This is a genomic window from Stenotrophomonas chelatiphaga, assembly GCF_001431535.1.
Classification (GTDB): Bacteria; Pseudomonadota; Gammaproteobacteria; order Xanthomonadales; family Xanthomonadaceae; genus Stenotrophomonas; species Stenotrophomonas chelatiphaga.
This window is the reverse complement of sequence record NZ_LDJK01000012.1, coordinates 85,137-108,556: the sequence shown is the minus strand read 5'-3', so window position 1 is coordinate 108,556 and position 23,420 is coordinate 85,137. Positions and strand designations below refer to the sequence as shown.

Here is a 23,420-nt window from a genome sequence, read left to right as displayed (position 1 = left end):
ACCGGATGCTGGCAGGTGATGACCGCCCCGGTGGGTGACGACGACCTGGTGGGTGACGCCCCCCCGGTGGGTGAACACCTCCCCGGTGGGTGACGACGACCCGGTGGGTGACGACCTCCCCGGTGGGTGAAGACCTCTCCGGTGGGTGACGACCGTTGGTCGTCACGCCCCTCCCGCGCCCGCCATCAGGCGGCGCGAAGGATCAGCGCCCCACCTGACGGGCCAGCCACGCATCGCGCTGGGCCGGGGCCACGGACAGGAATTCGGTCCGCACCGTATCGCGCTGCTGCGGCGGCGTGCGCTGCGCGACCAGTGTCAATTGCGACACCTGTGCCGGGGTCAGCTGCCGCAGCATCGCCAAGGTGGCATCGCGCTGGTTTTCCGGCACGTAGCCGAACATGCCCTGCAGCCGGCTGAAATGCTCGCCCAGCAGCGGCCCCAGGCGCCACCCATCACGGAACGCCTGGTCCTGTGCATTGAACTGGTCACGCAGTTCCTGTTGCTTGGCCAATGGAAGGGCGGCAAAGCGCTCGGCGGCCTGGCGCACGCGCGCCCGTTCGGACTCGCTCATCGCCCGCCACGCGGCGTATTCGCTGCGGCGCTGGCGCTTCTGCTCCGCACCGAGCTGCTGCCACGGCATCGCCGCCGGGGCAGCGGGACTGCCGATGGCGCCGGGCCCTGCAGGCACCGACAGCGGCAGCGCGGTGCGGTCCGGGGCGGCGTGTACCAGCCCGGCGGCGCCCAGCAACACCAGCAGGCAGAAACGCTTACTCATCGGCAGCCGCCGTTTCCAGCGCGGCCGCAACCGGTTCGGGTCGGGTCGGCCTGGCCTGCGATTCGTCGACCGGCAGCGGGCCGCCCGCGGCCGACCAGGCATGCAGGTCGGCATCGGCCAGCAGCGGGAAATCACGGTCGGCGAGCATCGCCGCATCTTCGGTCGCCATCGGATCGGCAGCGGCGGCGGCCACCTTCGGCGGGTCACCCTCCAGGGCTTCGACCGTGACCGGACCGGCCTCGCCTACCGCGCCGTCGGGGACCACCGCGGGCGCATCGGGCACATGTGACCGCCAGGCGCGCCAGCCGAGCCCGGCCAGCAACAGCACCAGCACGGTGCCCAGCAGGATCGCCGGCCCGCGCCAGCGGCGCTGCTGCGAAGACCGCCGCCGTGGTGGCGTTGCAGACGTGCGCGGCTCGGCCGCCGGGGCACGCCAGGTCTTGGGCGCTTCCTCTTTCCTGCCCGCCGCCACTGGCTGCTGCAGTTCCTTCAGGCGCTGGGCAGGCAGTTCGCGGATCTGCTGCTGCACTTGTTCGGCCAGCACCCGCCACGCCTGCGCGTCCGGGTTGCCGTGTGCATCGCGCGGGCAGGCGGCGGCCAACGCTTCCTGGTAACCGTCTACATCGGTATCCAGCAGGCGCGCGGCGGTATCTTCGTCCAACCCTGCGCCGATCCGCAGCAGCAGGGCCAGGCGGACCAGCGGCTGCAGGCTGCCCAGGTGGGCCAGTGTGCCCTCCCAGCGGCCGGTAGGCGTTTCGCGCAGCGCCTGGCGGGCGGCGAGCAGCGCCCAGAAGCGCGGCGGCCACTGTGCCATCGGCAGATCGCTGGCGACCGCGGCAAACGCGCGCATGACCGCGACCAACGCCTGTTCGGCGCGCGCGGCATCACCGGTCTGCAGTTCGGCGACCACCAGGGCACGACGTTCAACGCCACGAAGAAATGCCGACAACGCACCGGCCGCAGTAGGGGATAAAGAGGCGGACGCTGCCGTCATCAGGGACTCCAGGAATTCACGCGGAATGATAGCTGCTCCCAACCAGCGACGCCGAGGGCTTGCTAGTCACGGGCGTTCGTGCTGCACGTTGTGCACAGCGTCAAGAAATCGCTGGTCCGCTGATACCCAAGCCGCCCGGAGCTTATGTTTCAGCGGCATTTCACACATAAGCCATTGATTTTGAATACTAATATTGTGTGGCTAATTTTTGACCATGACAAGATCAAGGCTGTCGGCATCGGCACTTGCCGCCTTCCACCCAAGCTAACGCACAGACTTATCCACAAAAGATGTGGATAACCCTGAATCTCCAATGGAGTCCGATATTTACCTCGTGTTTAGGGTCTCTTCACTGAGGAGTGACGCCCCTGAATGCGCTCTGCGGGGACGTTCAGCGGGTCGGTACACTCCCCAGATGGATGCTCCCCTGCCCACCCTGCGCATTGCCCTGCCGGTCCCGTTGCCGCAGTTGTTCGACTACCTGCCACCGGAGGGCCCGGCACCGGACGTGGTCGTCGGCTGCCGGATCCGGGTGCCGTTCGGCCCGCGCGAACTGGTGGGCGTGGTGGTGGAACAGGGCAGCGCCGATCCAGCGGCCAGCCTGCGCCAGGCCCTCACCTGGCTGGACCCGGCGCCGCTGCTGCAGGCCGAGTTGTGGCACAGCCTGCAATGGCTGGCCCGTTATACCCACGCGCCGCTGGGCGAAGTGCTGTCCACCGCCCTGCCCGGCCCGCTGCGGCATGGCGAGCCGATGCCGGAAACCCACCACTGGGGCTGGCAGCTTTCTGCCGACGGGCGCGAACAACGGGGCAGCCTGCGCGCCGGCAGCCGACCGCGCCAACTGGCCGAACTGCTGGCCGATGCGGTGGTCGATGAAGACGTGATCGCCGCGCGGATGGACGATTGGCGCACGGCGGCACGCAGCCTGGCCAAGCGCGGTCTTGCCGAGCGCGTGGCGTTGGCGGTGGCACCGCTGCAGGCCAGTCCGCTGGGCGGCCCGACCCTGAATCCGGAGCAGGCAAATGCGGTGCAGGCGATCACCGCCGCGCAGGGCTTCGCGCCGTTCCTGCTGGACGGGGTCACCGGCAGCGGCAAGACCGAGGTCTACCTGCAGGCGATCATCCAGTGCCTGGCGCAGGGCCGGCAGGCGCTGGTGCTGGTGCCGGAAATCGGCCTTACCCCGCAGACCCTGGCACGCTTCCGCGGCCGCCTCGGGATTGCCGTGCACGCCTTCCACTCCGGCCTCAACGACAACGAACGCGCGCGGGTCTGGGCGGCGGCCTCGCGTGGCGAAGCACGGGTGATCGTGGGTACGCGCTCGGCGATCTTCATGCCGCTGCCCGAAGCGGGCCTGCTGATCGTGGATGAGGAACACGACAACAGCTACAAGCAGCAGGACGGCATCCGCTACCACGCCCGCGATTTCGCCCTGGTGCGGGCCAAGGCGCTCGGCATTCCGGTGGTGCTGGGCAGCGCCACCCCGGCGATGGAAACCCTGCACAACGCGCATGCCGGCCGCTTCACCCACCTGCGGTTGAAGGTGCGTGCCGGCGATGCCATGCCGCCGCGCGTCCGCATCCTGGATGTGCGCAAGCGTCCGCTTCGCGATGGCCTGTCACCGCAGGTGCTGGAAGGCATCGCCGAGCACCTGCGCAACGGCCAGCAGGTGCTGGTGTTCAAGAACCGCCGCGGCTATGCGCCAGTACTGTTGTGCCACGACTGCGGCTGGACCGCGCCCTGCCAGCGCTGTGATGCGCCGATGACCGTGCATGGCGCGGGCCGGCGCCTGCAGTGCCACCACTGCGGTGCGCGGCAGGCCGCCCCGTTGGCGTGCCCGGCCTGCGCCAGCCTGGCGCTGCAGCCGCAGGGCATCGGCACCGAACGGCTGGAGGAACACCTGGCACAGGCCTTCCCGGACGTGCCGGTGCTGCGCATCGACCGCAGCACCACCTCGCGCCGCGATGCGCTGGAACAACAGCTGGCCCGGCTCGGTGACCAGCCCGGCATCCTGGTCGGCACGCAGATCCTGGCCAAGGGCCACGACCTGCCCAAGCTGACGCTGGTGGTGGTGGTGGGCATCGACGAAGGCCTGTTCTCTTCGGACTTCCGCGCGACCGAGAAGCTGGCCCAGCAGTTGATCCAGGTGGCCGGCCGCGCCGGGCGCGCGCGCGATCCCGGCGAGGTCTGGCTGCAGACCCACCATCCGGGCCACCCGCTGCTGGAAACCCTGGTCAACGGCGGCTACCACCCGTTCGCCGCGGCCGAACTCAACCAGCGCCAGGCCGCCGGCTTCCCGCCGTTCGCCCATCTGGCGCTGCTGCGCGCCGAAGCGCAGCAGGTCGAACATGCCAATGCGTTCCTGCTGGCCGTGCGTGCGCTGGTGGGCGAACAGCCGCACCTGGAAGCGTTCGGGCCGATGCCCGCACCGATGCCACGGCGGGCGGGCTACCAGCGCACGCAGTTGCTGCTGTCCAGCGCGCAGCGCCCCGCGCTGCATGCCGTGCTGGATCACGTGGCACCCTTGCTGCAGGGCCTGCCGGAGGCACGCAAGGTGCGCTGGTCGCTCGACGTGGACCCGGTAGACCTGTACTGACGGCCGTTGGTAGTGACGGCCGCTGGCCGTCATGCTGTTCGCGCTTCGCTCGCCGGGATGGCTTGGCGCTACCCCGCCGTCAGCTCATCCCGGTCATGACGCCGCGCTGGTACGCCGGACGTTCGCGCAGGCGTGCATACCAGTCTGCCAGGTGCGGTAGGTCAGGGCGCTGGATCGGCATCTCGAACCACGCATACACCAGCGCGCCCAGCGGAATATCGCCCATCGCGAAGCGGTCGCCGGACAGCCACGGCTGCCTGGACAACGCGGTATCGGCCATCGCCAGCAGGTCGCCGGCCTTGACCAGTGCCGCGTTGATGCGGACCTCATCGCGATCCGCCGGTGCGGTCCGCATCACGCCCCAGATCAGCTCGCTGTACAGCGGTGCCATGCGCGAGGTCGTCCAGTCCATCCACTTCTCGCCGTGCGCGCGCTCGGCCGCGTCTTCCAGATACAGCGTGCCCAACGCATAACGCGCCGACAGATAGCGCACGATCGCATTGGATTCCCACAACGGCAGGCCGTTGTCTTCGATCGCCGGCACCAGCCCGTTGGGATTCATGGCCTGGTACTCGGCGGCCTGGGTGCCGCCGAAACTGCCGCCGACTTCGATCGACTCATACGCCAGCCCGATTTCCTCGGCACACCACAGCACCTTGCGCACGTTGCTGGAATTGCGGCGGCCCCAGATCTTCAGCATGTGGTTTTCCTTGCAGGCAAACGTGCGCCGGCGTGGCGCGGGACCGCTACGATACGCCGGTCAGGCTGGCGTGGTGTTGCCGGTCTTGGCGGCCCTTTTGGTCGCCTGCTTGGCCACCGGCTTCTTCGCCAGTGCCCGCACGTACGACGATTTGCCGTCCTTCTTCATCTCGAACAGGCCGATCGCCGCCAGCAGGTCGCTGAGCTTGCCGTAGCCATAGTTGCGCGGATCGAACGAGGCCTGGTTGCCGATCTGGCTGCCCACTGGCCCCAGGTGCGACCAGCCGTCTTCGCCTTCGGCCGAGGCCACCGCACGGCGCAGCAGGTTGACCAGCTTGGTATCGCTGCGCATTTCCGCACCGGTCTTGCGCGGTCGAGCCTCACTGCCGGCCTCGCCCGCCTCGCCGGTGGTCGCGCCTTCCGGATGGGCATCCGGGGGACTGGCATGGGCCTGGCCCAAGGCTTCCAGGTAGGTGAATTTCGAACACGCGTTGACGAACGGATCCGGGGTCTTCTTCTCGCCGAAGCCGTACACCTTGACCCCGTCGGTGAGCAGTCGCATCACCAGCGGAGTGAAGTCGGCATCGCTGGACACGATCGCGAACCCATCCAGGTTGCGTGCGTACAGCAGGTCCATCGCATCGATCACCATCGCCATGTCCGACGCGTTCTTGCCGCGGCTGTAGGCGAACTGCTGGATCGGACGGATCGCATACTCGTGCAGCACCGCTTCCCAGCCCTTCAGGCTCGGGCTCTTCCAGTTGCCGTAGGCGCGACGGACGTTGGCCACGCCGTGCCGGGCCACTTCGGCCAGCACCTCCTCGATCTTCGATGCGGGCGCGTTGTCGGCGTCGATCAACAGGGCAATGCGCTTTTCCGGCTCGGACATACCTGCTCCAGGCTGACGATGGTGTTCGGACAGTATGTTCCACACCGGCAGCGCGCCGTGTGACATGCGATCATCCCAACGCCCCCCTACTGGAGCCACGCGAATGACGCGCGAGCGCACCCCCCACCTGGTCATCGTCGGCGGTGGTTTCGCCGGCCTCTGGGCGACCCGCGCCCTGGCCAGCGAGCGCATCCGTATCACCCTGGTCGATCGCCGCAACCACCATCTGTTCCAGCCGCTGCTTTACCAGGTGGCCACCGCCGGGCTGTCCGCTCCGGACATCGCCGCCCCGCTGCGGCATATCCTCGGCCACCAGCGCAACGTGGAAGTGCGCCTGGGCGAAGTCACCCGCATCGACAAGCAGGCGCGCAGCGTGCAGTTGGTCGATGGCACATCGCTGGAATACGACACCCTGCTGCTGGCCAGCGGTGCCACCCACGCCTACTTCGGTCACGACGAATGGGCCAAGGATGCGCCGGGCCTGAAAACCCTGGATGACGCCATTGCCCTGCGCCGCAAGCTGCTGCTCGCCTTCGAGCGCGCAGAGGCCGAGCCGGACCCGGAAAAGAAAGCCGCCTGGCTCAGTTTCGCGGTGGTCGGCGGCGGCCCCACCGGCGTCGAACTGGCCGGCACCCTGGCCGAGATCGCCCGCCACACCCTGCGCAACGAGTTCCGCCACATCGACCCGGCCTCGGCCCGGGTGCGACTGGTGGAAGCTGGGCCGCGCGTGCTCTCCACCTTCCCGGACGTGCTTTCGCTGAAGGCGCGTCGCCAACTGGAAAAGCTCGGCGTGGAGGTACTGACCGGTACGCCGGTGACGGCCATCGACAGCCTGGGCTTCCAGCTGGGCGAGCAGTTCGTCCCCGCGCGTACCGTGGTCTGGGCCGCCGGCGTGGCGGCATCGCCGCTCGGCGCCACGCTGGAAACGCCGCTGGACCGCGCCGGACGCGTACTGGTGCAGCCCGACCTGACCCTGCCCGGCCACCCGGAACTGTTCGTGGCCGGCGACCTGGCCGCCCTGACCCAGGCCGATGGCCGGCCGGTGCCCGGCGTGGCGCCTGCCGCCAAGCAGATGGGCAAGCACGTGGCCGACACCATCCGTGCGCGCCTGCACGGCAAGCCGGCGCCGGGTCCGTTCAAGTACGCCGACTACGGCAACCTGGCCACCATCGGGCGCATGGCCGCGATCGTGCACCTGGGAAAACTGCAGCTGTCCGGGCTGCTCGCGTGGTGGTTCTGGCTGGCCGCCCACGTGTTCTTCCTGATCGGCTTCCGCAACCGCATGGTCGTGCTGCTGAACTGGGCGGTGGCGTACTGGAGCTACCAGCGCAGCGCGCGGATCATCTTCGGCGACGTGAAACCGCCCAAGGACCCGCCGCGCGGGTGAGCGGCGCCCGCCGACCATGGGTCGGCGCTACCAAGGCGATCCGTCGTGCCCCCTGCGCCCGCCGACCATGGGTCGGCGCTACAGCGCGATGCCGGTAGCGCCGAGCCAGGCCCGGCGGACGGACGCTGGCGTTACAACGCCTCGCTCAGCCACGCCAGCTTGCGCGCGCGGGGCTGCTGCTTCAGCTGCCACTCCGCGCGCGAGGCTTCGGCGCGGTCCGGGTACTGGCGCACCGCGAGGATCTGCAGCGGCGGGCGCGCCCGGGTGTAGCGCGCGCCCTTCCCGGCCAGGTGGGCGGCGAACCGTGCCTGCACATCCGTGCTGATGCCCGCGTAATAGCTGCCGTCCCGGCATTCGAGCAGGTACAGGAACCAGGGCGTGTCGGGGCGGGCCATGCCGCGATTATCGCCCAACCGCCGCCAGCGGCTACACTACGCGCCGGATGCAGGAGAGTGGTGCCACGCTGGCACCCGCCGAAGGCGCAGGCTCCCATGATCGCTCAGGCCGGTGGAATGGCATTCCACCAACCATGTATCCGAATCGCCGAGCTGGAGAGAGATCCGCAGGGATCCGCCGAAGGGGCACGCGGACTCGTCCGCTGAACTCTCAGGCAAAAGGACAGCGGGAGCGGCACCGGTCACCTTCGTACGTCGCTGCCCCGGCATCGGCGCTGCGTGCTGCGTGGCCGGACCCACCGCGTCCGGAGCCTGCCCATGTTGCTGTCCATCATCTACCTGATCGCCATTTCCGCCGAAGCCATGACCGGTGCGCTGTCCGCCGGCCGCCGCCGCATGGACCTGTTCGGCGTGGTGATGATCGCCTGCGTCACCGCCCTCGGCGGTGGATCGCTGCGCGACATCATCCTCGGCCACTATCCGCTGGCCTGGGTGAAGCATCCCGAATACCTCGGATTCACCGTGTGCGCCGCGCTGATCGCCACCTGGGTCGCGCGCTGGATGCACCATTTCCGCCGCACCTTCCTGGTGCTGGACGGGCTGGGCCTGATCGCCTTTACCCTGATCGGCTGTGCGATCGCCCGCGAAGGTGGCCACGCCACGCCGATCGTGCTGATCGCCGGCATGCTGACCGGCGCCTTCGGTGGGGTGCTGCGCGACATCCTGTGCAACGAAGTGCCGCTGATCTTCCAGAAGGAGCTGTACGCGATCATTTCGCTGCTGACCGGTGCGGCCTACCTGCTGCTGCTGCGCTGGAACGTGGCCGACAACACCGCCATCCTGTGTTGCCTGGCCGGGGGCTTCGCGCTGCGCCTGCTGGCGATCCACTACCGCTGGGAAATGCCGAAGTTCGTGTACCACGACGAAGTGCATTGACGGATTTACGTTGACGGCCAGCGGCCGTCACTACCTGGATGCGTGCGCCCATGACCAAGGTCATGCGGAAACCTGTCGCGCAATTGGCTACCATGGCGGCCCCGTCGCGCAAGCGGCGGCATCCAGCCACGCTGCTTCGGCGGCCCCGCCAGACAACCCTCCCCACGTTGCCAGGCCTGCAGTGATGATCCTGGCGCAGCACTTCCCTGCGCCATCGCAGGGTGCAGGATGCCCCATGCCGCTTGACCCACTGTCGCGCCCCCGCCGTAACCGCACGCTGCTGCTGGCAGCTCCCTTCGTGATGCTTGCCGCGCTGCTGGCATGGTGGGCGTGGCCGCGCGCCGACGTGGCGGCAGATGCCGGCGGGCGCAAGCCGACCCCGGTCCGCATCGCCCGTGCCAGCGCCGAACCGCTGCAGCTGCGGCTGAAGGCGATCGGCACGGTGACCCCGCTGCACAGCGTGGTGGTGCGCAGCCGCGTGGATGGCGAACTGCTGAAACTGCATTTCAACGAAGGCCAGCACGTGAAGGCCGGCGACCTGCTGGCGCAGATCGATCCGCGTCCGTACGAGGTCCGCCTGGCACAGGCGCAGGGCACCCAGCAGCAGAACCTGGCCGAACTGGAAAACGCCGAACGCCAGCTGCGGCGCTTCGGCGAACTGCAGGCGCAGAACTACGTCTCCGGGCAGGAACTGAGCGACCAGCAGAGCAAGGTGCGCCAGTTGCAGGGCCGCCGCATGAGCGACCAGGCCACGGTGGATGAAGCGAAGCTGCAGCTGCAGTACACCCGCATCACCGCACCGGTCAGTGGCCGCGTCGGCCTGCGCCGCGTGGACGTCGGCAACCTGATCCGCAGCAGCGATGCCGACGGCCTGGTGACGCTGGCGCAGACTGCGCCGATCAGCGTGCTGTTCACCGTGCCCGAACCGGAACTGCCGGCCCTGCTGGACGCCGTGCGCAGCCAGCCCGCCCTGCCGGTGCAGGCCTGGGACCGCGAAGAACGCGCTGCGCTGGGCAGCGGCGAACTGTCCAGCGTGGACAACGTGATCGACACCGCCACCGGCACGCTGAAGCTGCGTGCACAGTTCGCCAATGCCGACGACGCGCTGTTCCCCAACCAGTTCGTCAACATCCGCCTGCAACTGGGTGCGCAGGACGCGGTGGTGATCCCCGATGCCGCGGTGCAGTTCGGCAGCAAGGGCAACTACGTGCACGTCATCGACAAGGACGACAAGGCCCAGCGCCGCGACGTGGTGCTGGGCCCGGCCGACGGCACGCGCGTCTCCGTGCGCAGCGGCCTGAAGGCTGGCGAGAAAGTGGTGGTGGAAGGCATCGACGGACTGGAAGACGGCAGTGCCGTGCGCATCATCAGCGAGGACGCTGCGCAGGCCGGCGCATGAACCTGTCGCGCGCCTTCATCCTGCGTCCGGTAGCGACCACGCTGCTGATGGTGGCGCTGCTGCTGGCCGGCGTGCTGGCCTATCGGCTCTTGCCGGTGGCTGCCCTGCCGCAGGTCGACTACCCGATCATCCAGGTCACCACGCTGTATCCCGGGGCCAGCCCGGAACTGACCACGCGGATGGTCACCGCGCCGCTGGAAAAACAGCTGGGGCAGATTCCCGGGCTGAAGCAGATGTCCTCCACCAGCTCCGGCGGTGCGTCGGTGGTGACCCTGCAGTTCGACCTGGCGGTATCGCTGGGCGTCGCCGAACAGGACGTGCAGGCGGCGATCAACGCGGCCGGCGGATTCCTGCCCGATGACCTGCCGGTACCGCCGGTGTACCGCAAGGTCAATCCGGCCGACACCCCGATCCTGACCCTGGCGGTGACCTCGCAGGGCATGGCCCTGCCGCAGGTGCATGACCTGGTGGACACCCGCGTGGCGCAGCGGTTGGCGCAGCTGCCCGGCGTCGGCCTGGTCAGCCTGGCCGGTGGCCAGCGCCCTGCCGTGCGCATCCAGGTCAACCCGTCGGCGCTGGCCGCCAACGGGCTGGGCATGGACCACATCCGCACCGCCATCGCCGCGGCCAACGTCAACCTGCCCAAGGGCAGCTTCGACGGCCCGATCCGCGCGGTGATGCTCGATGCCAACGACCAGATGCGCAGCGTGGACGAATACCGCGCGCTGGTGCTGAGCTGGCGCGACGGCGCGCCGCTGCGGCTGGGCGACGTGGCCAACATCACCGACGGGGCCGAAAACCGGCAGCTGGCGGCCTGGTCGGGCACCACCCCGGCGGTGCTGGTGAACATCCAGCGCCAGCCCGGCGCCAATGTCATCGCGGTGGTGGAACAGGTCCGCCTGCTGCTGCCGCAGCTGCAGGCGTCGATGCCGGCCGGGGTGAAACTGGAGGTGCTGAGCGACCGCACCGAATCGATCCGTGCCTCGGTGCGTGGCGTGCAGAAGGAACTGGTGCTGGCGATCGGGCTGGTCGTGCTGGTGACCTTCGTGTTCCTGCGCAGCCTGTCGGCCACGCTGATCCCCAGCATCGCCGTGCCGCTGTCGCTGGTGGGCACCTTCGCGGTGATGCTGCTGGCCGGCTTCTCGCTCAACAACCTCACCTTGATGGCCCTGACCATCGCCACCGGCTTCGTGGTGGACGATGCCATCGTGATGCTGGAAAACATCGCCCGGCACCTGGAGGAAGGCCAGACACCGATGAGCGCCGCGCTGAAGGGCGCGCAGGAAATCGGATTCACGCTGATCTCGCTGACCGTTTCGCTGATCGCGGTATTGATCCCGCTGTTGTTCATGGCCGACCTGGTCGGTGCGCTGTTCCACGAGTTCGCGATCACCCTGGCGGTCGCCATCGGGATCTCGTTGCTGGTATCGCTGACACTGACCCCGATGCTGTGCGCACGCTTCCTGCGGCCGGGCGCGCACCGGCACGAAGGCGCCGGTGGGCAGAAGGGCGACATCTTCGACCGCATCATCGCTCTCTACGACCGCCAGCTGCACTGGGTGCTGCAGCGCCAGCCGTTGATGCTGGTCGCCACCGTGGCGACGCTGCTGCTCACCGTGGCGCTGTACCTGGCGGTGCCGAAGGGCTTCTTCCCGGTGCAGGATGCCGGCCTGGTGCAGGGCATCAGCGAAGCGCCGCAGGCCATTTCCTTCCAGGCCATGCGCCAGCGCCAGCTCGCCCTGGCCGCGGCGATCGAACAGGACCCGGCGGTGGCCAGCCTGTCCTCGTACATCGGCGTGGACGGCAACAACGCTGCGCTCAACACCGGCCGGCTGCTGATCGAACTCAAGCCACATGGCGAGCGGGGCGGCGACGCCGGTGACATCGCCAGTGTCATGGCGCGCCTGCAACAACGCGTGGCCGGCATCCCCGGCATCACCCTGTACCTGCAACCGGTGCAGGAGCTGGGCATCGAGGACCGCATCAGCCGCAGCCAGTACCAGTTCACCCTGACCAGCCCCGACGTGGACACCCTGCAGCAATGGACGCCGATCCTGCTGGAGGAGCTGCGTCGTTCGCCGGCCCTGCGTGAAGTGGCCAGTGACCTGCAGATGCAGGGACGGCAGGCGCGCGTGGTGATCGACCGCGATGCCGCCGCGCGCCTGGGCGTGTCCGTGGAGGCGGTGGCCGATGCGTTGTACGACGCCTACGGCCAGCGTCAGATCTCCACCATCTTCACCCAGGCCAGCCAGTACCGCGTGGTGCTGGAGGCCGACCCGGCCCGGCAACCCGGACCGGAAGCGATCGCCGGGCTGCGCGTGCGCAATGCGCAGGAACAGGCGGTGCCGCTGGGCGCGGTAGCGCGCATCGAACAGGGCCCGGCGCCGCTGCTGCGCAACCATGTCGGGCAGTTCCCGGCGGCCACGCTGTCGTTCAACCTGGCCCCCGGTGCATCGCTGGGCGAGGCGGTGGCCGCGGTGGAGGCGGCGCGCACCACGATCAAGCTGCCCGCCAGCATCGACCTGCGCCTGCAGGGCGCGGCGGCGGCGTTCAACGGCTCGCTGTCGAGCACGCTGTGGCTGATCCTGGCCGCGGTGGTGGTGATGTACATCGTGCTGGGCGTGCTCTATGAGAGCTTCATCCACCCGATCACCATCCTGTCCACCCTGCCCTCTGCGACGGTGGGCGCCCTGGCCGCGTTGTGGCTCAGCGGACGCAGCCTGGACCTGATCGCGGTGATCGGCATCATCCTGCTGATCGGGCTGGTCAAGAAGAACGCGATCATGATGATCGACTTCGCGCTGGACGCGCAGCGGACGCGCGGCATGGCCCCGCGCGAGGCCATCCACCAGGCTGCGCTGCTGCGCTTCCGGCCGATCCTGATGACCACCCTGGCCGCCCTGTTCGGTGCGGTGCCGCTGATGCTGGCCACCGGTTCGGGTGCCGAACTGCGCCAGCCACTGGGCTGGGTGATGGTCGGCGGGTTGCTGGTCAGCCAGGTGCTGACCCTGTTCACCACGCCGGTGATCTACCTCGCATTCGACCGCCTGCAGCGGCGCCGCCCGGCTGCCCGCGTGGGCACCCGCAGCGCAGGCGACGGGGCCGGCGCATGAACCTGGCCGCGCGCATCGCCCAGGCCTGCGTGCAGCGGCCGGTGGCGACCCTGCTGCTGGCCGTGGCACTGGTGCTGGCCGGCCTGATGGCGCTGCGCCTGCTGCCGGTGGCCCCGCTGCCGCAGGTGGATTATCCGGCCATCGAAATCAGTGCCAGCCTGCCCGGTGCATCGCCGGAATCGATGGCCTCCACGGTGGCCACGCCGCTGGAACGCGCCCTCGGCAGCATCCCCGGCATCACCAACCTGGAGTCGTCCAGCTCGCAGGGACAGACCGAGATCGAACTGGAGTTCGTGCTCGACCGCAACATCGACGAAGCCGCGCGCGAAGTGCAGGCCGCCATCAACGCCGCGCGCGGACAGCTGCCCAGCGGCATGCCGGGCATGCCCGAGTACCGCAAGGTCAATCCCTCGCAGGCGCCGATCCTGGCACTGGCACTGACCTCGGACGTGCTGTCGCCCGGCCAGCTGTATGACATCGGTTCCACCGTACTGGCGCAGAAGCTGTCGCAGGTCCCGGGCGTGGGCGAAGTGCAGGTCGGTGGCAGCGCATTGCCCGCCGTGCGGGTGTCGCTGGATCCCAATGCCCTGAACCATGCCGGGCTGGCGCTGGATGACGTGGCCCAGGCGATCGCGCGTGCCAATGCGCTGCGCCCGCTGGGCGCTGTCGGCAGCGACGCGCGGCAATGGCAGCTGGAAGCGCCCCTGCAACTGCGCGAGGCCGCGCAGTACCGCGACCTGGCGCTGGCCATCAAGGAGGGCCGCCCGCTGCGGCTGGGCGATGTCGCACAGGTCGCCGACGGCGTGGAAGACCGCTATTCCAGCGGCTTCCACAACGAACGCCCGGCGGTGCTGCTGATCGTCAGCCGGCAACCCGGCGCCAACATCATCGCCACCGTGGATGCCATCCAGCAGCAGCTGCCGCAACTGCATGCGCTGCTGCCGGCCAACGTGGACATGCAACTGGTAATGGACCGCTCGCCGGTGATCCGCGCCACCCTGCACGAAGCCGAGCTGACCCTGCTGCTGGCGATCGTGCTGGTGGTGCTGGTGGTGCTCGGCTTCCTCGGCCACTGGCGCGCAGCGCTGGTGCCCAGCGTGGCGATCCCGGTGGTGCTGTTCGGCACGCTGGCGTTGATCGCGTTGCTCGGTTTTTCGCTCAATACGCTTTCGCTGATGGCGCTGATCGTGGCCGCCGTACTGGTGGTGGACGATGCGATCGTGGTGCTGGAAAACATCGCCCGCCATCGCGAGCTGGGTGCGGACCGCTGGCAGGCGGCGATCCGCGGCGCCGGCGAAGTCGGCGCGACGCTGATCTCGATGAATCTTGCGTTGGCGGTGGTGTTCGTCTCGATCCTGTTCATGGATGACTTCGTCGAACGCCTGTTCCGCGAATTCTCGCTGACCCTGGTGGCGGCGATGGCGGTATCGGTGGTGGTGGCGCTGAGCCTGGTGCCGATGCTGTGCGCGCGCCTGTTCACCGATGCAGAACACGCACCGTCGCGATGGCAGCGTGCCAGCAATGCGCTGTTCGAACGTGTGCGCGAGGCTTACCTGCGCACCCTGGACAAGGGCCTGCTGCGCCTGCGCTGGCCGCTGCTGGCCTTCGTCGCGGTGATCGCGCTGAACGCCTGGCTGTTCCAGAAAGTGCCCACGGGCATGGTGCCGCAGCAGGACACCGCGCAGCTGCGCGGCTTTGCCCGCGGCGATGATGGTCTTTCGTTCCAGGCCATGCAGCCCAAGATCAGCGCCTACCGCCAGCTGCTGCTGGACGATCCGGCGATCGAGGACATCATCGGGTATATCGGGGGTGGCATGGGGGTCAACAACGCCTTCATCATGATCAAGATGAAGCCGCTGGCCGAGCGCAAGGTCTCCAGCCAACAGGTCATCGACCGGCTGCGTGCGAACCTGCCGCCGCTGCCGGGCGGCAACCTGTACCTGTGGGTGGACCAGGACATCCGCCTGGAAGGCGCCGGTGACAGCGGCAACCAGGAACTGCAGCTGATGGCAGCCGACCTGGCGCCGCTGCGCGAGTGGGCGCCGAAGGTCAGTGCTGCCCTGAAGGCACTGCCGGAGCTGGTCGACGTGGAAGCGCAGGGCGAAGCCGGCATGCGCCAGGTGGTACTGGACATCGACCGCGAAGCCGCCGCGCGGCATGGCGTGGACCTGCGCACGATCGCCACCGTGCTCAACAATTCCTTCAGCCAGCGCCAGGTCGCCACGCTGTACGACAACCTCAACCAGTACCGGGTGGTGATGGAACTGGATCCGCGGCATACCCAAGACCCGACCACCCTGCAGCAACTGCAGGTGCTGGATGGCGAAGGCCGGCGCATTCCGTTGTCCAGCATCGCCAGCTGGCGTTACGGCATGGCCTCGGACCGTGTCTCGCACAGCCAGCAGTTCGCTTCGATCTGGATCGAGTTCGCGCTGGCACCGGGGGTCGGGCTGGAGCAGGCGGTGACCGCCATCAACGGCGCGATGGCGGCCTTGATGCTGCCGCGCACGGTGCAGGCCAAGCTGTCCGGCGAAGCAGCCGGGCTGGAGCAGATGCGCGCACGCCAGCTGTGGCTGCTGCTCGGCGCCACGCTGGCGGTGTACCTGGTGCTGGGCGTGCTGTACGAAAGCTTCCTGCAGCCGCTGGTGATCCTGTCCACGCTGCCGTCGGCCGGCGTGGGGGCGCTGCTGGCGCTGCTGCTGTTCAACAACGAATTGAACCTGATCTCGCTGCTCGGCCTGTTCCTGCTGGTGGGCGTGGTGATGAAGAACACCATCCTGCTGGTCGACTTCGCACTGGCCGGCGAGCGGCGTGGATTGAGCGCGCACGATGCGGTGCTGGAGGCCGCGCGGCTGCGCCTGCGGCCGATCCTGATGACCTCCGTCGCCGCGCTGCTGGGCACGCTGCCCTTGATGCTGGGTGGCGGCGAAGGCTGGGAACTGCGGCGCCCGCTCGGCATCGCCATCGTCGGCGGGCTGCTGGTCAGCCAGCTGCTGACCCTGTACACCACGCCGGCGATGTACCTGGCGCTGGCCAGGCTGCGCCGGAAACCGCGCTGACCCGGGTTCGCTGATCCCATCCGCTAGATTCGTTCATGACGCCCCACCCCGGCGATGGACCTGGCGCCGGGTCATTGCCCAGCGCCAGGCGCATCGCCGGTGCGGCTGCGGTGGCTGCCAACTCCGCCAGCCACCGCTGATGACGGCGCGCCCCCGCAGGCAGCAGCCGTCACCCACACCCGTTGCACCGCTCAGGCGGCTTCGGTTTCCACTTGTTCGGCGATCACCGCGATCGCTTCGCGGCGTGCGCGCACGGCAGCCGCCAGGCGTTCCAGCACGACTTCGGTGGTCGCCCAGTCGATGCAGCCATCGGTGATGCTCTGGCCATGCACCAGCGGCTGGCCTTCCACCAGTTCCTGGCGTCCGCCGACCAGGTTGCTTTCGATCATCACCCCGACGATGCGCTGCTCGCCGCCTTCCATCTGCACGGCGATGTCCTGGACCACCTTCGGCTGGTTGTCCGGGTTCTTCAGGCTGTTGGCATGGCTGGCATCGACCATCAGGCGCGTCGGCAGCCTGGCCTTGGCCAGCACCTGGCAGGCATCGGCGATGCTGGCCGCATCGTAGTTCGGCTGCTTGCCGCCGCGCAGGATCACATGGCAATCCGGGTTGCCGGCGGTGGCCACGATGGCCGTGTCGCCCTGCTTGGTCACCGACAGGAAATGATGCGGATTGGTCGCCGCGCCCACCGCGTCGGCGGCGATCTTGATGTTGCCGTCGGTACCGTTCTTGAAGCCTACCGGGCACGACAGGCCCGAGGCCAGTTCGCGATGCACCTGGCTTTCGGTGGTACGCGCACCGATCGCGCCCCAGGCCACCAGGTCGGCGATGTACTGCGGCGAGATCACATCGAGGAACTCGACGCCGGCCGGCAGGCCCAGCTTGTTGATGTCGCGCAGCAGGCCACGCGCGATGCGCAGGCCCTTGTTGATGTTGAAGCTGCCATCCAGGTCCGGATCGTTGATCAGGCCCTTCCAGCCCACCGTGGTGCGCGGCTTTTCGAAGTACACGCGCATGACGATCTCCAGTTCGCCGGCCAGCGCATCGCGCAGGGGCTTCAGCTTCTGGGCGTACTCGATGGCGGCGGCCGGGTCGTGGATCGAACACGGCCCGACCACCACGGCCAGGCGGTCATCGGCCCCGTGCAGGATGGCGTGCAGCGCCGCGCGCGAGGCAGTGACCGTAGCGGACGCTTCATCGTCGCAGGGCAGCATCGCCAGCAGCTGCGCCGGCGGGGTCAGGGGTTCGATCTTGCGGATGCGGAGGTCGTCGGTATGGGGGGGCATGGCGGGGGTCTCTCGAACGTGTGGGGGTCCCCAGCGTGGCGGCAATAAAAAAGCCGCCAGGGTCGCTGGCGGCTTTCGGGAATGCGGCTGAAGGGTTTCTTCAGGGTGAACGCAGTCCTTCCTCCGCCGGTGGCTTCGGAAAGTAATACCAAAAGTACGAGTTGGCGTGGCGTGCGTTCATTGGGGAGTATTGATAACACAGGGTTTCAGGCCTGCCAACTGTTACATCGGCAACTGCGGGAAAGGTTCAGGCTGATTCGCGGGCTTGATCCACCCTGCTGGAAAACCGCAGCGGGTAGCGCCGAGCCGTGCTCGGCGAGCGCGAAGCGCGGCCTGTTCCCGGGATCGCGATGCGGAAACGCAAGCCTGGGTGCCGACGGTTTTGCAGCTTTCCTGATAGCCATGCACATGGGGTATACGCATCATGTTCCTGCGGACCGACAAGGCCCGCCGGGATTGGCATCCCGATTTGAGTAACCCCCCCCGCACTCTGCCCATGCTTGGCGTCAGGACAGAAAATGCACCGTACTGCTACCCGGTTCATGGTGGACGGTGCGCGGGGATCTTTGATCCGCCGGTCAATCTGGGGGGGGTGCTCAGCCGGTATGCCAACCCGCACCGTCTGCCACCTTGCTCCGGCACAGGTGGCTCCTCGGCGTGGTCGACAGCAACACGAACGACGGCCACATGGTCGAAAAGTCTCCTGCGGCGTGCAGAGGGCTCTCACGACGCCTCGTCATGGACTGTATCGATGCCACATTGCGTTGTCTGCGCCATCACTTCCGGCCAGCTGGAGGCACATGTGGTTTTCGAGAATCGGCACATCGTGTGCTTCCTGGATCACATGCCGATCAACGAGGGCCACATCCTCCTTTGTCCGCGTGAGCACCTTGCCGATATAACAGACCTGCCCGACGGACTTCTAGCCGAACTCATGCTTGCGGCCAAAGCACTGGCAAACAAGCTGCAGGGTTGCCTGAAGTGCGATGGCGTGTCACTGCTGCAGAACAACGGCCGGTTCAATGAACTGGGCCACTTCCACCTGCATCTGTTTCCCCGGTTCCAGGACGATGGCTTTTCCTGGGTATCTCGCGGGAGCCGCCTTGCAGGCCGCGAAGCGCTCGCGCGAGTGGATGACCTTCTGCGGAACGCAGGCGACTGAGTGATGAAAAGCAGTAGCGCCGAGCCGTGCCCGGCGAGCGCGGCGTGCGGCGTGTTCCAGGCGTCACGGTGTGGGAACGGGGAGTCGACAGCGTGACGACCAACGGTCGTCACCCACCGAGGCATGTAGCGCCCACAAAAAAACCCCGCCGTTTCCGGCGGGGTTCTTGATGATGCAGGTGCTACGGGACGCGCTGGACTTAGAAGTCCATGCCGCCCATGCCACCCATGCCGCCCATGCCACCACCGGCGCCGCCGGCAGCTTCTTCCTTGCGCGGGGCTTCGGCCACCATGGCTTCGGTGGTGATCATCAGGCCAGCGATGGAAGCGGCGTTCTGCAGGGCCGAACGGGTCACCTTGGTCGGATCCAGGATGCCGAACTCGACCATGTCGCCGAACTCGCCGTTGCCGGCGTTGTAGCCGTAGTTGCCGGTACCTTCCTTCACCTTGTTCAGGATGACCGACGGCTCTTCACCGGCGTTGGCCACGATCTCGCGCAGCGGGGCTTCCATGGCGCGCAGGGCGATCTGGATGCCGTGGGTCTGGTCTTCGTTGGCACCCTTCAGATCGCCAACGGCGACCAGGGCACGCACCAGGGCCACACCGCCGCCCGGGACCACGCCTTCTTCGACGGCTGCGCGGGTGGCGTGCAGGGCGTCTTCAACGCGGGCCTTCTTTTCCTTCATTTCGATTTCGGTCGATGCGCCGACCTTGATCACTGCAACGCCGCCGGCCAGCTTGGCCACGCGCTCCTGCAGCTTCTCACGGTCGTAATCGGACGAGGTGTCTTCGATCTGGGTCTTGATCTGGGTCACGCGCGCCTGGATGCCTGCAGCGTCGCCGGCACCGTCGATGATGATGGTGTTTTCCTTGGAAACCTGCACCTTCTTGGCGCGGCCCAGGTCGGTGATGGTGGCCTTTTCCAGCGACAGGCCCACTTCTTCGGAGATCACGGTGCCGCCGGTCAGCACGGCCATGTCTTCCAGCATCGCCTTGCGACGGTCGCCGAAGCCCGGAGCCTTCACGGCCACGACCTTGACGATGCCGCGGATGGTGTTGACCACCAGGGTCGCCAGCGCTTCGCCTTCGACTTCTTCAGCCACGATCAGCAGCGGCTTGCCCGACTTGGCGACGCCTTCCAGCACCGGCAGCAGGTCACGCACGTTGGAGATCTTCTTGTCGTGCAGCAGGATGAACGGGTCATCCAGGTCAGCGGTCTGACCCTGCTGGTTGTTGACGAAGTACGGGGACAGGTAGCCGCGGTCGAACTGCATGCCTTCGACGACGTCCAGCTCGTTGTCCAGGCCCGAGCCTTCTTCAACGGTGATCACGCCTTCCTTGCCAACCTTCTTCATCGCTTCGGCGATGATGTTGCCGATCGACTCGTCCGAGTTGGCCGAGATCGTGCCGACCTGGGCAATCGCCTTGTCGTCAGCGGTCGGCTGGGAGATCTTCTTCAGCTCGGCGACGGCGGCAATCACGGCCTTGTCGATACCGCGCTTGAGGTCCATCGGGTTCATGCCGGCAGCGACGGCCTTGGCGCCTTCGCGGATCAGGGCCTGGGCCAGCACGGTGGCGGTGGTGGTGCCGTCGCCTGCGTCGTCGTTGGTGCGCGAAGCAACTTCCTTCACCATCTGCGCGCCCATGTTCTCGAACTTGTCAGCCAGTTCGATTTCCTTGGCGACGGACACGCCGTCCTTGGTGATGGTCGGGGCGCCGAAGCTCTTTTCGAGCACGACGTTGCGGCCCTTCGGGCCCAGGGTTGCCTTCACGGCATTGGCGAGCACGTTGACACCACGCACCATGCGGGCGCGGGCGTCTTCACCGAAACGAATATCTTTGGCAGCCATTGAATTCACCTGTTATGTAGCGCCGGGACAGGCCCGGCGGCTTTGATTTGAAAGGGGTCTACGGGGTAACGGAGTGCGCGGGCGCAGCTCAGCCGATGATGGCGAGCACGTCGTCTTCGCGCAGGACCTTGTATTCCACGCCGGCTTCCTTGTAGCTGCTGCCGGCGTACTGGCCGTAGATGACCTTGTCGCCGACCTTCAGCGACGGAGCGCGCACGCTGCCGTTGTCCAGCGCCTTGCCCGGGCCCACGGCAACGACTTCACCCTTGGTCGACTTTTCCTTGGCCGAGTCCGGGATCAGGATGCCGCCGGCCGAGATTTCGTCGGCTTCGATCGGCTTGACTACGACGCGGTCGTGAAGCGGCTTCAAGTTGCTCATGTGAGACCTCTCAAGTTATTGATTGTACGGAAGTATTCCGGCGATTTTAGCACTCACCCCAGGTGACTGCCAGAACCGCGCGAGAAAAAAGCCCGGCAGAGCGGGACACAGCAGAGATGGAGCCCGGCCCCGCCCTTTCAAGGGGCGTCCAGAAGAATCTTTTTGGTGACCGCCGTCACGCCCTACACGCTGATGGGGGCAAATACGATGAAATGTCACGCAATCGGCTTAGATTCCTCCTTCAGGGGATCCGCTCACAAGGAGTAGTCGATGCGAATGCTGTCACCACTTGCCGCTGGCTGCCTGCTGGCGCTGGCGATCTCGCCCGCCCGGGCCGAGGTCTTCATCAACGAACTGCATTACGACGACAGCACGCCGGCCGGGGACGTCGGCGAGGCGATCGAAGTGGTCGCCACTGCGGGCGAGGATCTGTCCGGTTACCGCCTCTACCTGTACAACGGCAGCACCCCGTCGGCGGCCAGCGTGTATGCCAACAACCCGGTCCCGGCCGGCACCGCGGCGGCCTGCGGCAGCGCCAGCATCGCGGTGGTCAGCTACCCGACCAATGGCCTGCAGAACGGGTCCAACGACGGCATCGCGCTGGTCGATGCCAGCGGTGCGGTGGTCCAGTTCCTCAGCTACGAGGGCACCATCACCGCCGCCAGCGGCCCGGCCGCCGGCCTGACCAGCCAGAACATCCCGGTCGCCGAGAGCAACAGCACCGCACCCGGCACCTCCCTGCAGCTCACCGGCAGCGGCAGCCAGTACGCCCATTTCACCTGGGCCGAGTCGGCCGCCCAGACTTTCGGCGCCTGCAACACCGGTCAGACCTTCAGCAGCAGCCCCGGCACGCCCGGCCCGAACACGCCACCGTCGGTGTCCACCACCACCCCGGCCCAGGGCAGCAACAGCTTCCCCGCCGCCGGTGACCTGGAAGTGGTGTTCAGCGAGAACGTCACCCTGGCCAGCGGCGCCTTCGCGCTGAGCTGCGGCCAGTCCGGCAGCGTGCCGCTGAGCCACCCGTCCAGTGGCCGCACGCTGAAGATTTCCACCAACACCGCGCTGGTGGCCGGGGAAGCCTGCCGCTTCGATATCCGGGCCAGCCGCATCAGCGACAGCCAGGGCGCACGGCCGGCCGCCGATTCGCGCATCGCCTTCACCGTGGCCAGCAGCACCGGCAACCCGGATCCCGGCAATCCCGGCAATCCCGGCAATCCCGGCGCGTACTACTCGCGGGTGAATACCTCCAGCCCGAGCCAGCTGCGTTGTTCGCTGCATGAAACCATCAAGGGCCACACCGCGTATCCGTACAGCGGCTCTGGCACCAGCAGCTGGACCATTCTGGAAATCGCCGACGAAGATCCCAACAACGCCGGCAACGTGCTCGATGCCTACCGCAACCGCAGCTACGTCAAGGGCAGCGGCCGCGCGGGCACCGGCAGCGGGCTGACCTACAACCGCGAGCACACCTGGCCCAATTCGCTGGGCTTTGCCAGCACCACCGGCGACAAGGGCCTGCCGTATGCGCCCTACACCGACACCCACATGCTGTACCTGACCGATGCGCAGTGGAATGCCGACCGCGGCAACAAGCCGTTCGCCAAGTGCGACAGCAACTGCGGCGAGCGCGCCACCGAGTCCAACAATGGCCAGGGCGGCGGCAGCGGCGCCTACCCGGGCAATTCCAACTGGGTGCGCACCCCCGATGGCAACCAGGGCTCGTTCGAAGTGTGGGGCAAGCGCAAGGGCGACATGGCGCGTGCGGTGATGTACATGGCGATCCGTTATGAAGGCGGCAAGGATGCCGCAACCGGCCAGTCCGAGCCGGACCTGGAGCTGACCGACGACCGCAGCAGGATCGTCAAGACCAGCAGCTCGCCGGCCTACATGGGCCTGCTGTCCACCCTGATCGACTGGCACCTGGCCGACCCGCCGACCGATGCGGAGCGGGCCCGCAACGAGGTGATCTACAGCTTCCAGGGCAACCGCAATCCGTTCATCGACCATCCCGAGTGGGCCACCCCGGCCCTGTTCACCTCGGCCAAGCCGAGCAGCTGCCAGCTGGCCAACTGATCATTTTCTGATTCGGCTCATGCCCCGGTCCGGCCTTCTGCCCGGACCGGGGCCCTATACTCGGCGGCGATGTCGACCGCCGATCCCGTCCTGCTGCTGTTCACCACCTGTCCTGACCTGGCCAGCGCCGAGCGCATCGCGCATGCGCTGGTCGGCGAGCGGCTGGCAGCCTGCGTCACCCGCCAGGAGGGCGCACGGTCGACGTACCGGTGGCAGGGCGAAGTGACCACCGACAGCGAACTGCAGCTGCTGGTCAAGACCACCGCCAGCCGGCTCGATGCCGCGATGGCGCGGCTGGTCGAACTGCATCCGTATGAACTCCCCGAGTGCATCGCGGTCGAAGCACGCGCCGGCTTGCCGGCCTATCTGGATTGGATCCGGGCACAGACCCGGGAGGAACACAGTTGATGAAAGCAGGTTTCATGAAATCAG

General features: G+C 67.6%; 17 protein-coding genes and 2 riboswitches. Of the genes, 9 read left to right on the top strand and 8 right to left on the bottom strand.

Features of this window, described 5'->3' with window-relative positions:
- Positions 1-202: 202 nt before the first annotated feature.
- Together ABB28_RS04390 and ABB28_RS04385 are read right to left on the bottom strand one after the other, a co-directional pair.
- Positions 203-775 (bottom strand): DUF3106 domain-containing protein, encoded by a 573-nt coding sequence (locus ABB28_RS04390; RefSeq protein WP_057507466.1) that lies wholly within the window; start codon positions 773-775, stop codon positions 203-205.
- Positions 768-1,769, bottom strand: coding sequence for a hypothetical protein (locus tag ABB28_RS04385; RefSeq protein WP_057507465.1), 1,002 nt, complete (start codon positions 1,767-1,769; stop codon positions 768-770). Before ABB28_RS04385 ends, ABB28_RS04390 begins: the two co-directional genes overlap by 8 nt.
- Positions 1,770-2,184: 415 nt before the next feature.
- Here ABB28_RS04385 and ABB28_RS04380 point away from each other — a divergent pair, with 415 nt between their 5' ends.
- Positions 2,185-4,362 carry a primosomal protein N' gene (locus ABB28_RS04380; RefSeq protein ID WP_057507464.1) on the top strand — a complete coding sequence of 726 codons (2,178 nt, stop codon included), beginning with the start codon at positions 2,185-2,187 and terminating at the stop codon, positions 4,360-4,362.
- A 79-nt stretch (positions 4,363-4,441) separates the two neighbouring features.
- Here ABB28_RS04380 and ABB28_RS04375 read toward each other — a convergent pair whose 3' ends face one another.
- Positions 4,442-5,062, bottom strand: a complete 621-nt coding sequence (locus ABB28_RS04375; protein WP_057507463.1) for a glutathione S-transferase family protein — start codon at positions 5,060-5,062, stop codon at positions 4,442-4,444.
- Positions 5,063-5,122: 60 nt separating this feature from the next.
- Complete coding sequence (locus ABB28_RS04370) at positions 5,123-5,950, bottom strand: NYN domain-containing protein (protein ID WP_057507462.1); 828 nt, start codon at positions 5,948-5,950, stop codon at positions 5,123-5,125.
- 103 nt (positions 5,951-6,053) lie between these two features.
- Here ABB28_RS04370 and ABB28_RS04365 point away from each other — a divergent pair, with 103 nt between their 5' ends.
- A complete protein-coding gene (locus ABB28_RS04365; RefSeq protein ID WP_057507461.1) occupies positions 6,054-7,337 on the top strand; it encodes an NAD(P)/FAD-dependent oxidoreductase in 1,284 nt (427 codons plus the stop codon).
- 131 nt (positions 7,338-7,468) lie between these two features.
- Here the strand turns inward: ABB28_RS04365 and ABB28_RS04360 are convergent, their stop codons facing one another.
- Positions 7,469-7,732, bottom strand: coding sequence for a GIY-YIG nuclease family protein (locus ABB28_RS04360; protein ID WP_057507460.1), 264 nt, complete (start codon positions 7,730-7,732; stop codon positions 7,469-7,471).
- A 40-nt stretch (positions 7,733-7,772) separates the two neighbouring features.
- Positions 7,773-7,863, top strand: a riboswitch (glycine riboswitch).
- A 12-nt stretch (positions 7,864-7,875) separates the two neighbouring features.
- Positions 7,876-7,969: riboswitch (glycine riboswitch) on the top strand.
- Positions 7,970-8,050: 81 nt separating this feature from the next.
- Here ABB28_RS04360 and ABB28_RS04355 point away from each other — a divergent pair.
- From ABB28_RS04355 to ABB28_RS04340, 4 genes are all read left to right on the top strand, one after another.
- Complete coding sequence (locus ABB28_RS04355; RefSeq protein WP_057507459.1) at positions 8,051-8,668, top strand: trimeric intracellular cation channel family protein; 618 nt, start codon at positions 8,051-8,053, stop codon at positions 8,666-8,668.
- Between the two features lie 235 nt (positions 8,669-8,903).
- On the top strand, positions 8,904-10,067 hold the full coding sequence (locus tag ABB28_RS04350) for an MdtA/MuxA family multidrug efflux RND transporter periplasmic adaptor subunit (RefSeq protein WP_057507458.1): 1,164 nt from the start codon (positions 8,904-8,906) through the stop codon (positions 10,065-10,067).
- Complete coding sequence (locus tag ABB28_RS04345; protein WP_057507457.1) at positions 10,064-13,180, top strand: multidrug efflux RND transporter permease subunit; 3,117 nt, start codon at positions 10,064-10,066, stop codon at positions 13,178-13,180. Before ABB28_RS04350 ends, ABB28_RS04345 begins: the two co-directional genes overlap by 4 nt.
- Positions 13,177-16,239 carry an efflux RND transporter permease subunit gene (locus tag ABB28_RS04340; RefSeq protein WP_083491924.1) on the top strand — a complete coding sequence of 1,021 codons (3,063 nt, stop codon included), beginning with the start codon at positions 13,177-13,179 and terminating at the stop codon, positions 16,237-16,239. Before ABB28_RS04345 ends, ABB28_RS04340 begins: the two co-directional genes overlap by 4 nt.
- Before the next feature lie 191 nt (positions 16,240-16,430).
- On the opposite strand, the gene ABB28_RS04335 is transcribed toward ABB28_RS04340, so the two are convergent.
- Positions 16,431-17,525 carry a 3-deoxy-7-phosphoheptulonate synthase gene (locus tag ABB28_RS04335; RefSeq protein WP_057507456.1) on the bottom strand — a complete coding sequence of 365 codons (1,095 nt, stop codon included), beginning with the start codon at positions 17,523-17,525 and terminating at the stop codon, positions 16,431-16,433.
- A gap of 424 nt (positions 17,526-17,949) precedes the next feature.
- On the opposite strand from ABB28_RS04335, the gene ABB28_RS18475 reads away from it, so the two are divergent.
- The gene (locus ABB28_RS18475; RefSeq protein ID WP_083491923.1) at positions 17,950-18,687 is read left to right on the top strand and encodes an HIT domain-containing protein; all 738 of its coding nucleotides are present in this window, start codon (positions 17,950-17,952) and stop codon (positions 18,685-18,687) included.
- Between the two features lie 199 nt (positions 18,688-18,886).
- On the opposite strand, the gene groL is transcribed toward ABB28_RS18475, so the two are convergent.
- Both groL and ABB28_RS04320 read right to left on the bottom strand, forming a co-directional pair.
- Complete coding sequence (gene groL / locus ABB28_RS04325; protein ID WP_042614503.1) at positions 18,887-20,536, bottom strand: chaperonin GroEL; 1,650 nt, start codon at positions 20,534-20,536, stop codon at positions 18,887-18,889.
- Between the two features lie 88 nt (positions 20,537-20,624).
- Positions 20,625-20,915, bottom strand: a complete 291-nt coding sequence (locus ABB28_RS04320; protein ID WP_042614504.1) for a co-chaperone GroES — start codon at positions 20,913-20,915, stop codon at positions 20,625-20,627.
- Positions 20,916-21,185: 270 nt separating this feature from the next.
- Between ABB28_RS04320 and ABB28_RS04315 the strand changes: the two genes are divergently transcribed.
- Both ABB28_RS04315 and cutA read left to right on the top strand, forming a co-directional pair.
- Positions 21,186-22,988: an endonuclease gene (locus tag ABB28_RS04315; protein ID WP_057507454.1), complete on the top strand. Its 1,803-nt coding sequence runs from the start codon at positions 21,186-21,188 to the stop codon at positions 22,986-22,988.
- Between the two features lie 69 nt (positions 22,989-23,057).
- Positions 23,058-23,396: a divalent-cation tolerance protein CutA gene (gene cutA, locus ABB28_RS04310; protein ID WP_042614506.1), complete on the top strand. Its 339-nt coding sequence runs from the start codon at positions 23,058-23,060 to the stop codon at positions 23,394-23,396.
- Positions 23,397-23,420 lie beyond the last annotated feature (24 nt).

Bases quoted from the DNA above. Each gene is read 5' to 3' on its own strand.
- ABB28_RS04390 (WP_057507466.1), bottom strand. From the start codon at position 775: ATGAGTAAGCGTTTCTGCCTGCTGGTGTTGCTGGGCGCCGCCGGGCTG.
- ABB28_RS04385 (WP_057507465.1), bottom strand. From the start codon at position 1,769: ATGACGGCAGCGTCCGCCTCTTTATCCCCTACTGCGGCCGGTGCGTTG.
- ABB28_RS04380 (WP_057507464.1), top strand. From the start codon at position 2,185: ATGGATGCTCCCCTGCCCACCCTGCGCATTGCCCTGCCGGTCCCGTTG.
- ABB28_RS04375 (WP_057507463.1), bottom strand. From the start codon at position 5,062: ATGCTGAAGATCTGGGGCCGCCGCAATTCCAGCAACGTGCGCAAGGTG.
- ABB28_RS04370 (WP_057507462.1), bottom strand. From the start codon at position 5,950: ATGTCCGAGCCGGAAAAGCGCATTGCCCTGTTGATCGACGCCGACAAC.
- ABB28_RS04365 (WP_057507461.1), top strand. From the start codon at position 6,054: ATGACGCGCGAGCGCACCCCCCACCTGGTCATCGTCGGCGGTGGTTTC.
- ABB28_RS04360 (WP_057507460.1), bottom strand. From the start codon at position 7,732: ATGGCCCGCCCCGACACGCCCTGGTTCCTGTACCTGCTCGAATGCCGG.
- ABB28_RS04355 (WP_057507459.1), top strand. From the start codon at position 8,051: ATGTTGCTGTCCATCATCTACCTGATCGCCATTTCCGCCGAAGCCATG.
- ABB28_RS04350 (WP_057507458.1), top strand. From the start codon at position 8,904: ATGCCGCTTGACCCACTGTCGCGCCCCCGCCGTAACCGCACGCTGCTG.
- ABB28_RS04345 (WP_057507457.1), top strand. From the start codon at position 10,064: ATGAACCTGTCGCGCGCCTTCATCCTGCGTCCGGTAGCGACCACGCTG.
- ABB28_RS04340 (WP_083491924.1), top strand. From the start codon at position 13,177: ATGAACCTGGCCGCGCGCATCGCCCAGGCCTGCGTGCAGCGGCCGGTG.
- ABB28_RS04335 (WP_057507456.1), bottom strand. From the start codon at position 17,525: ATGCCCCCCCATACCGACGACCTCCGCATCCGCAAGATCGAACCCCTG.
- ABB28_RS18475 (WP_083491923.1), top strand. From the start codon at position 17,950: ATGTTCCTGCGGACCGACAAGGCCCGCCGGGATTGGCATCCCGATTTG.
- groL (WP_042614503.1), bottom strand. From the start codon at position 20,536: ATGGCTGCCAAAGATATTCGTTTCGGTGAAGACGCCCGCGCCCGCATG.
- ABB28_RS04320 (WP_042614504.1), bottom strand. From the start codon at position 20,915: ATGAGCAACTTGAAGCCGCTTCACGACCGCGTCGTAGTCAAGCCGATC.
- ABB28_RS04315 (WP_057507454.1), top strand. From the start codon at position 21,186: ATGCGAATGCTGTCACCACTTGCCGCTGGCTGCCTGCTGGCGCTGGCG.
- cutA (WP_042614506.1), top strand. From the start codon at position 23,058: ATGTCGACCGCCGATCCCGTCCTGCTGCTGTTCACCACCTGTCCTGAC.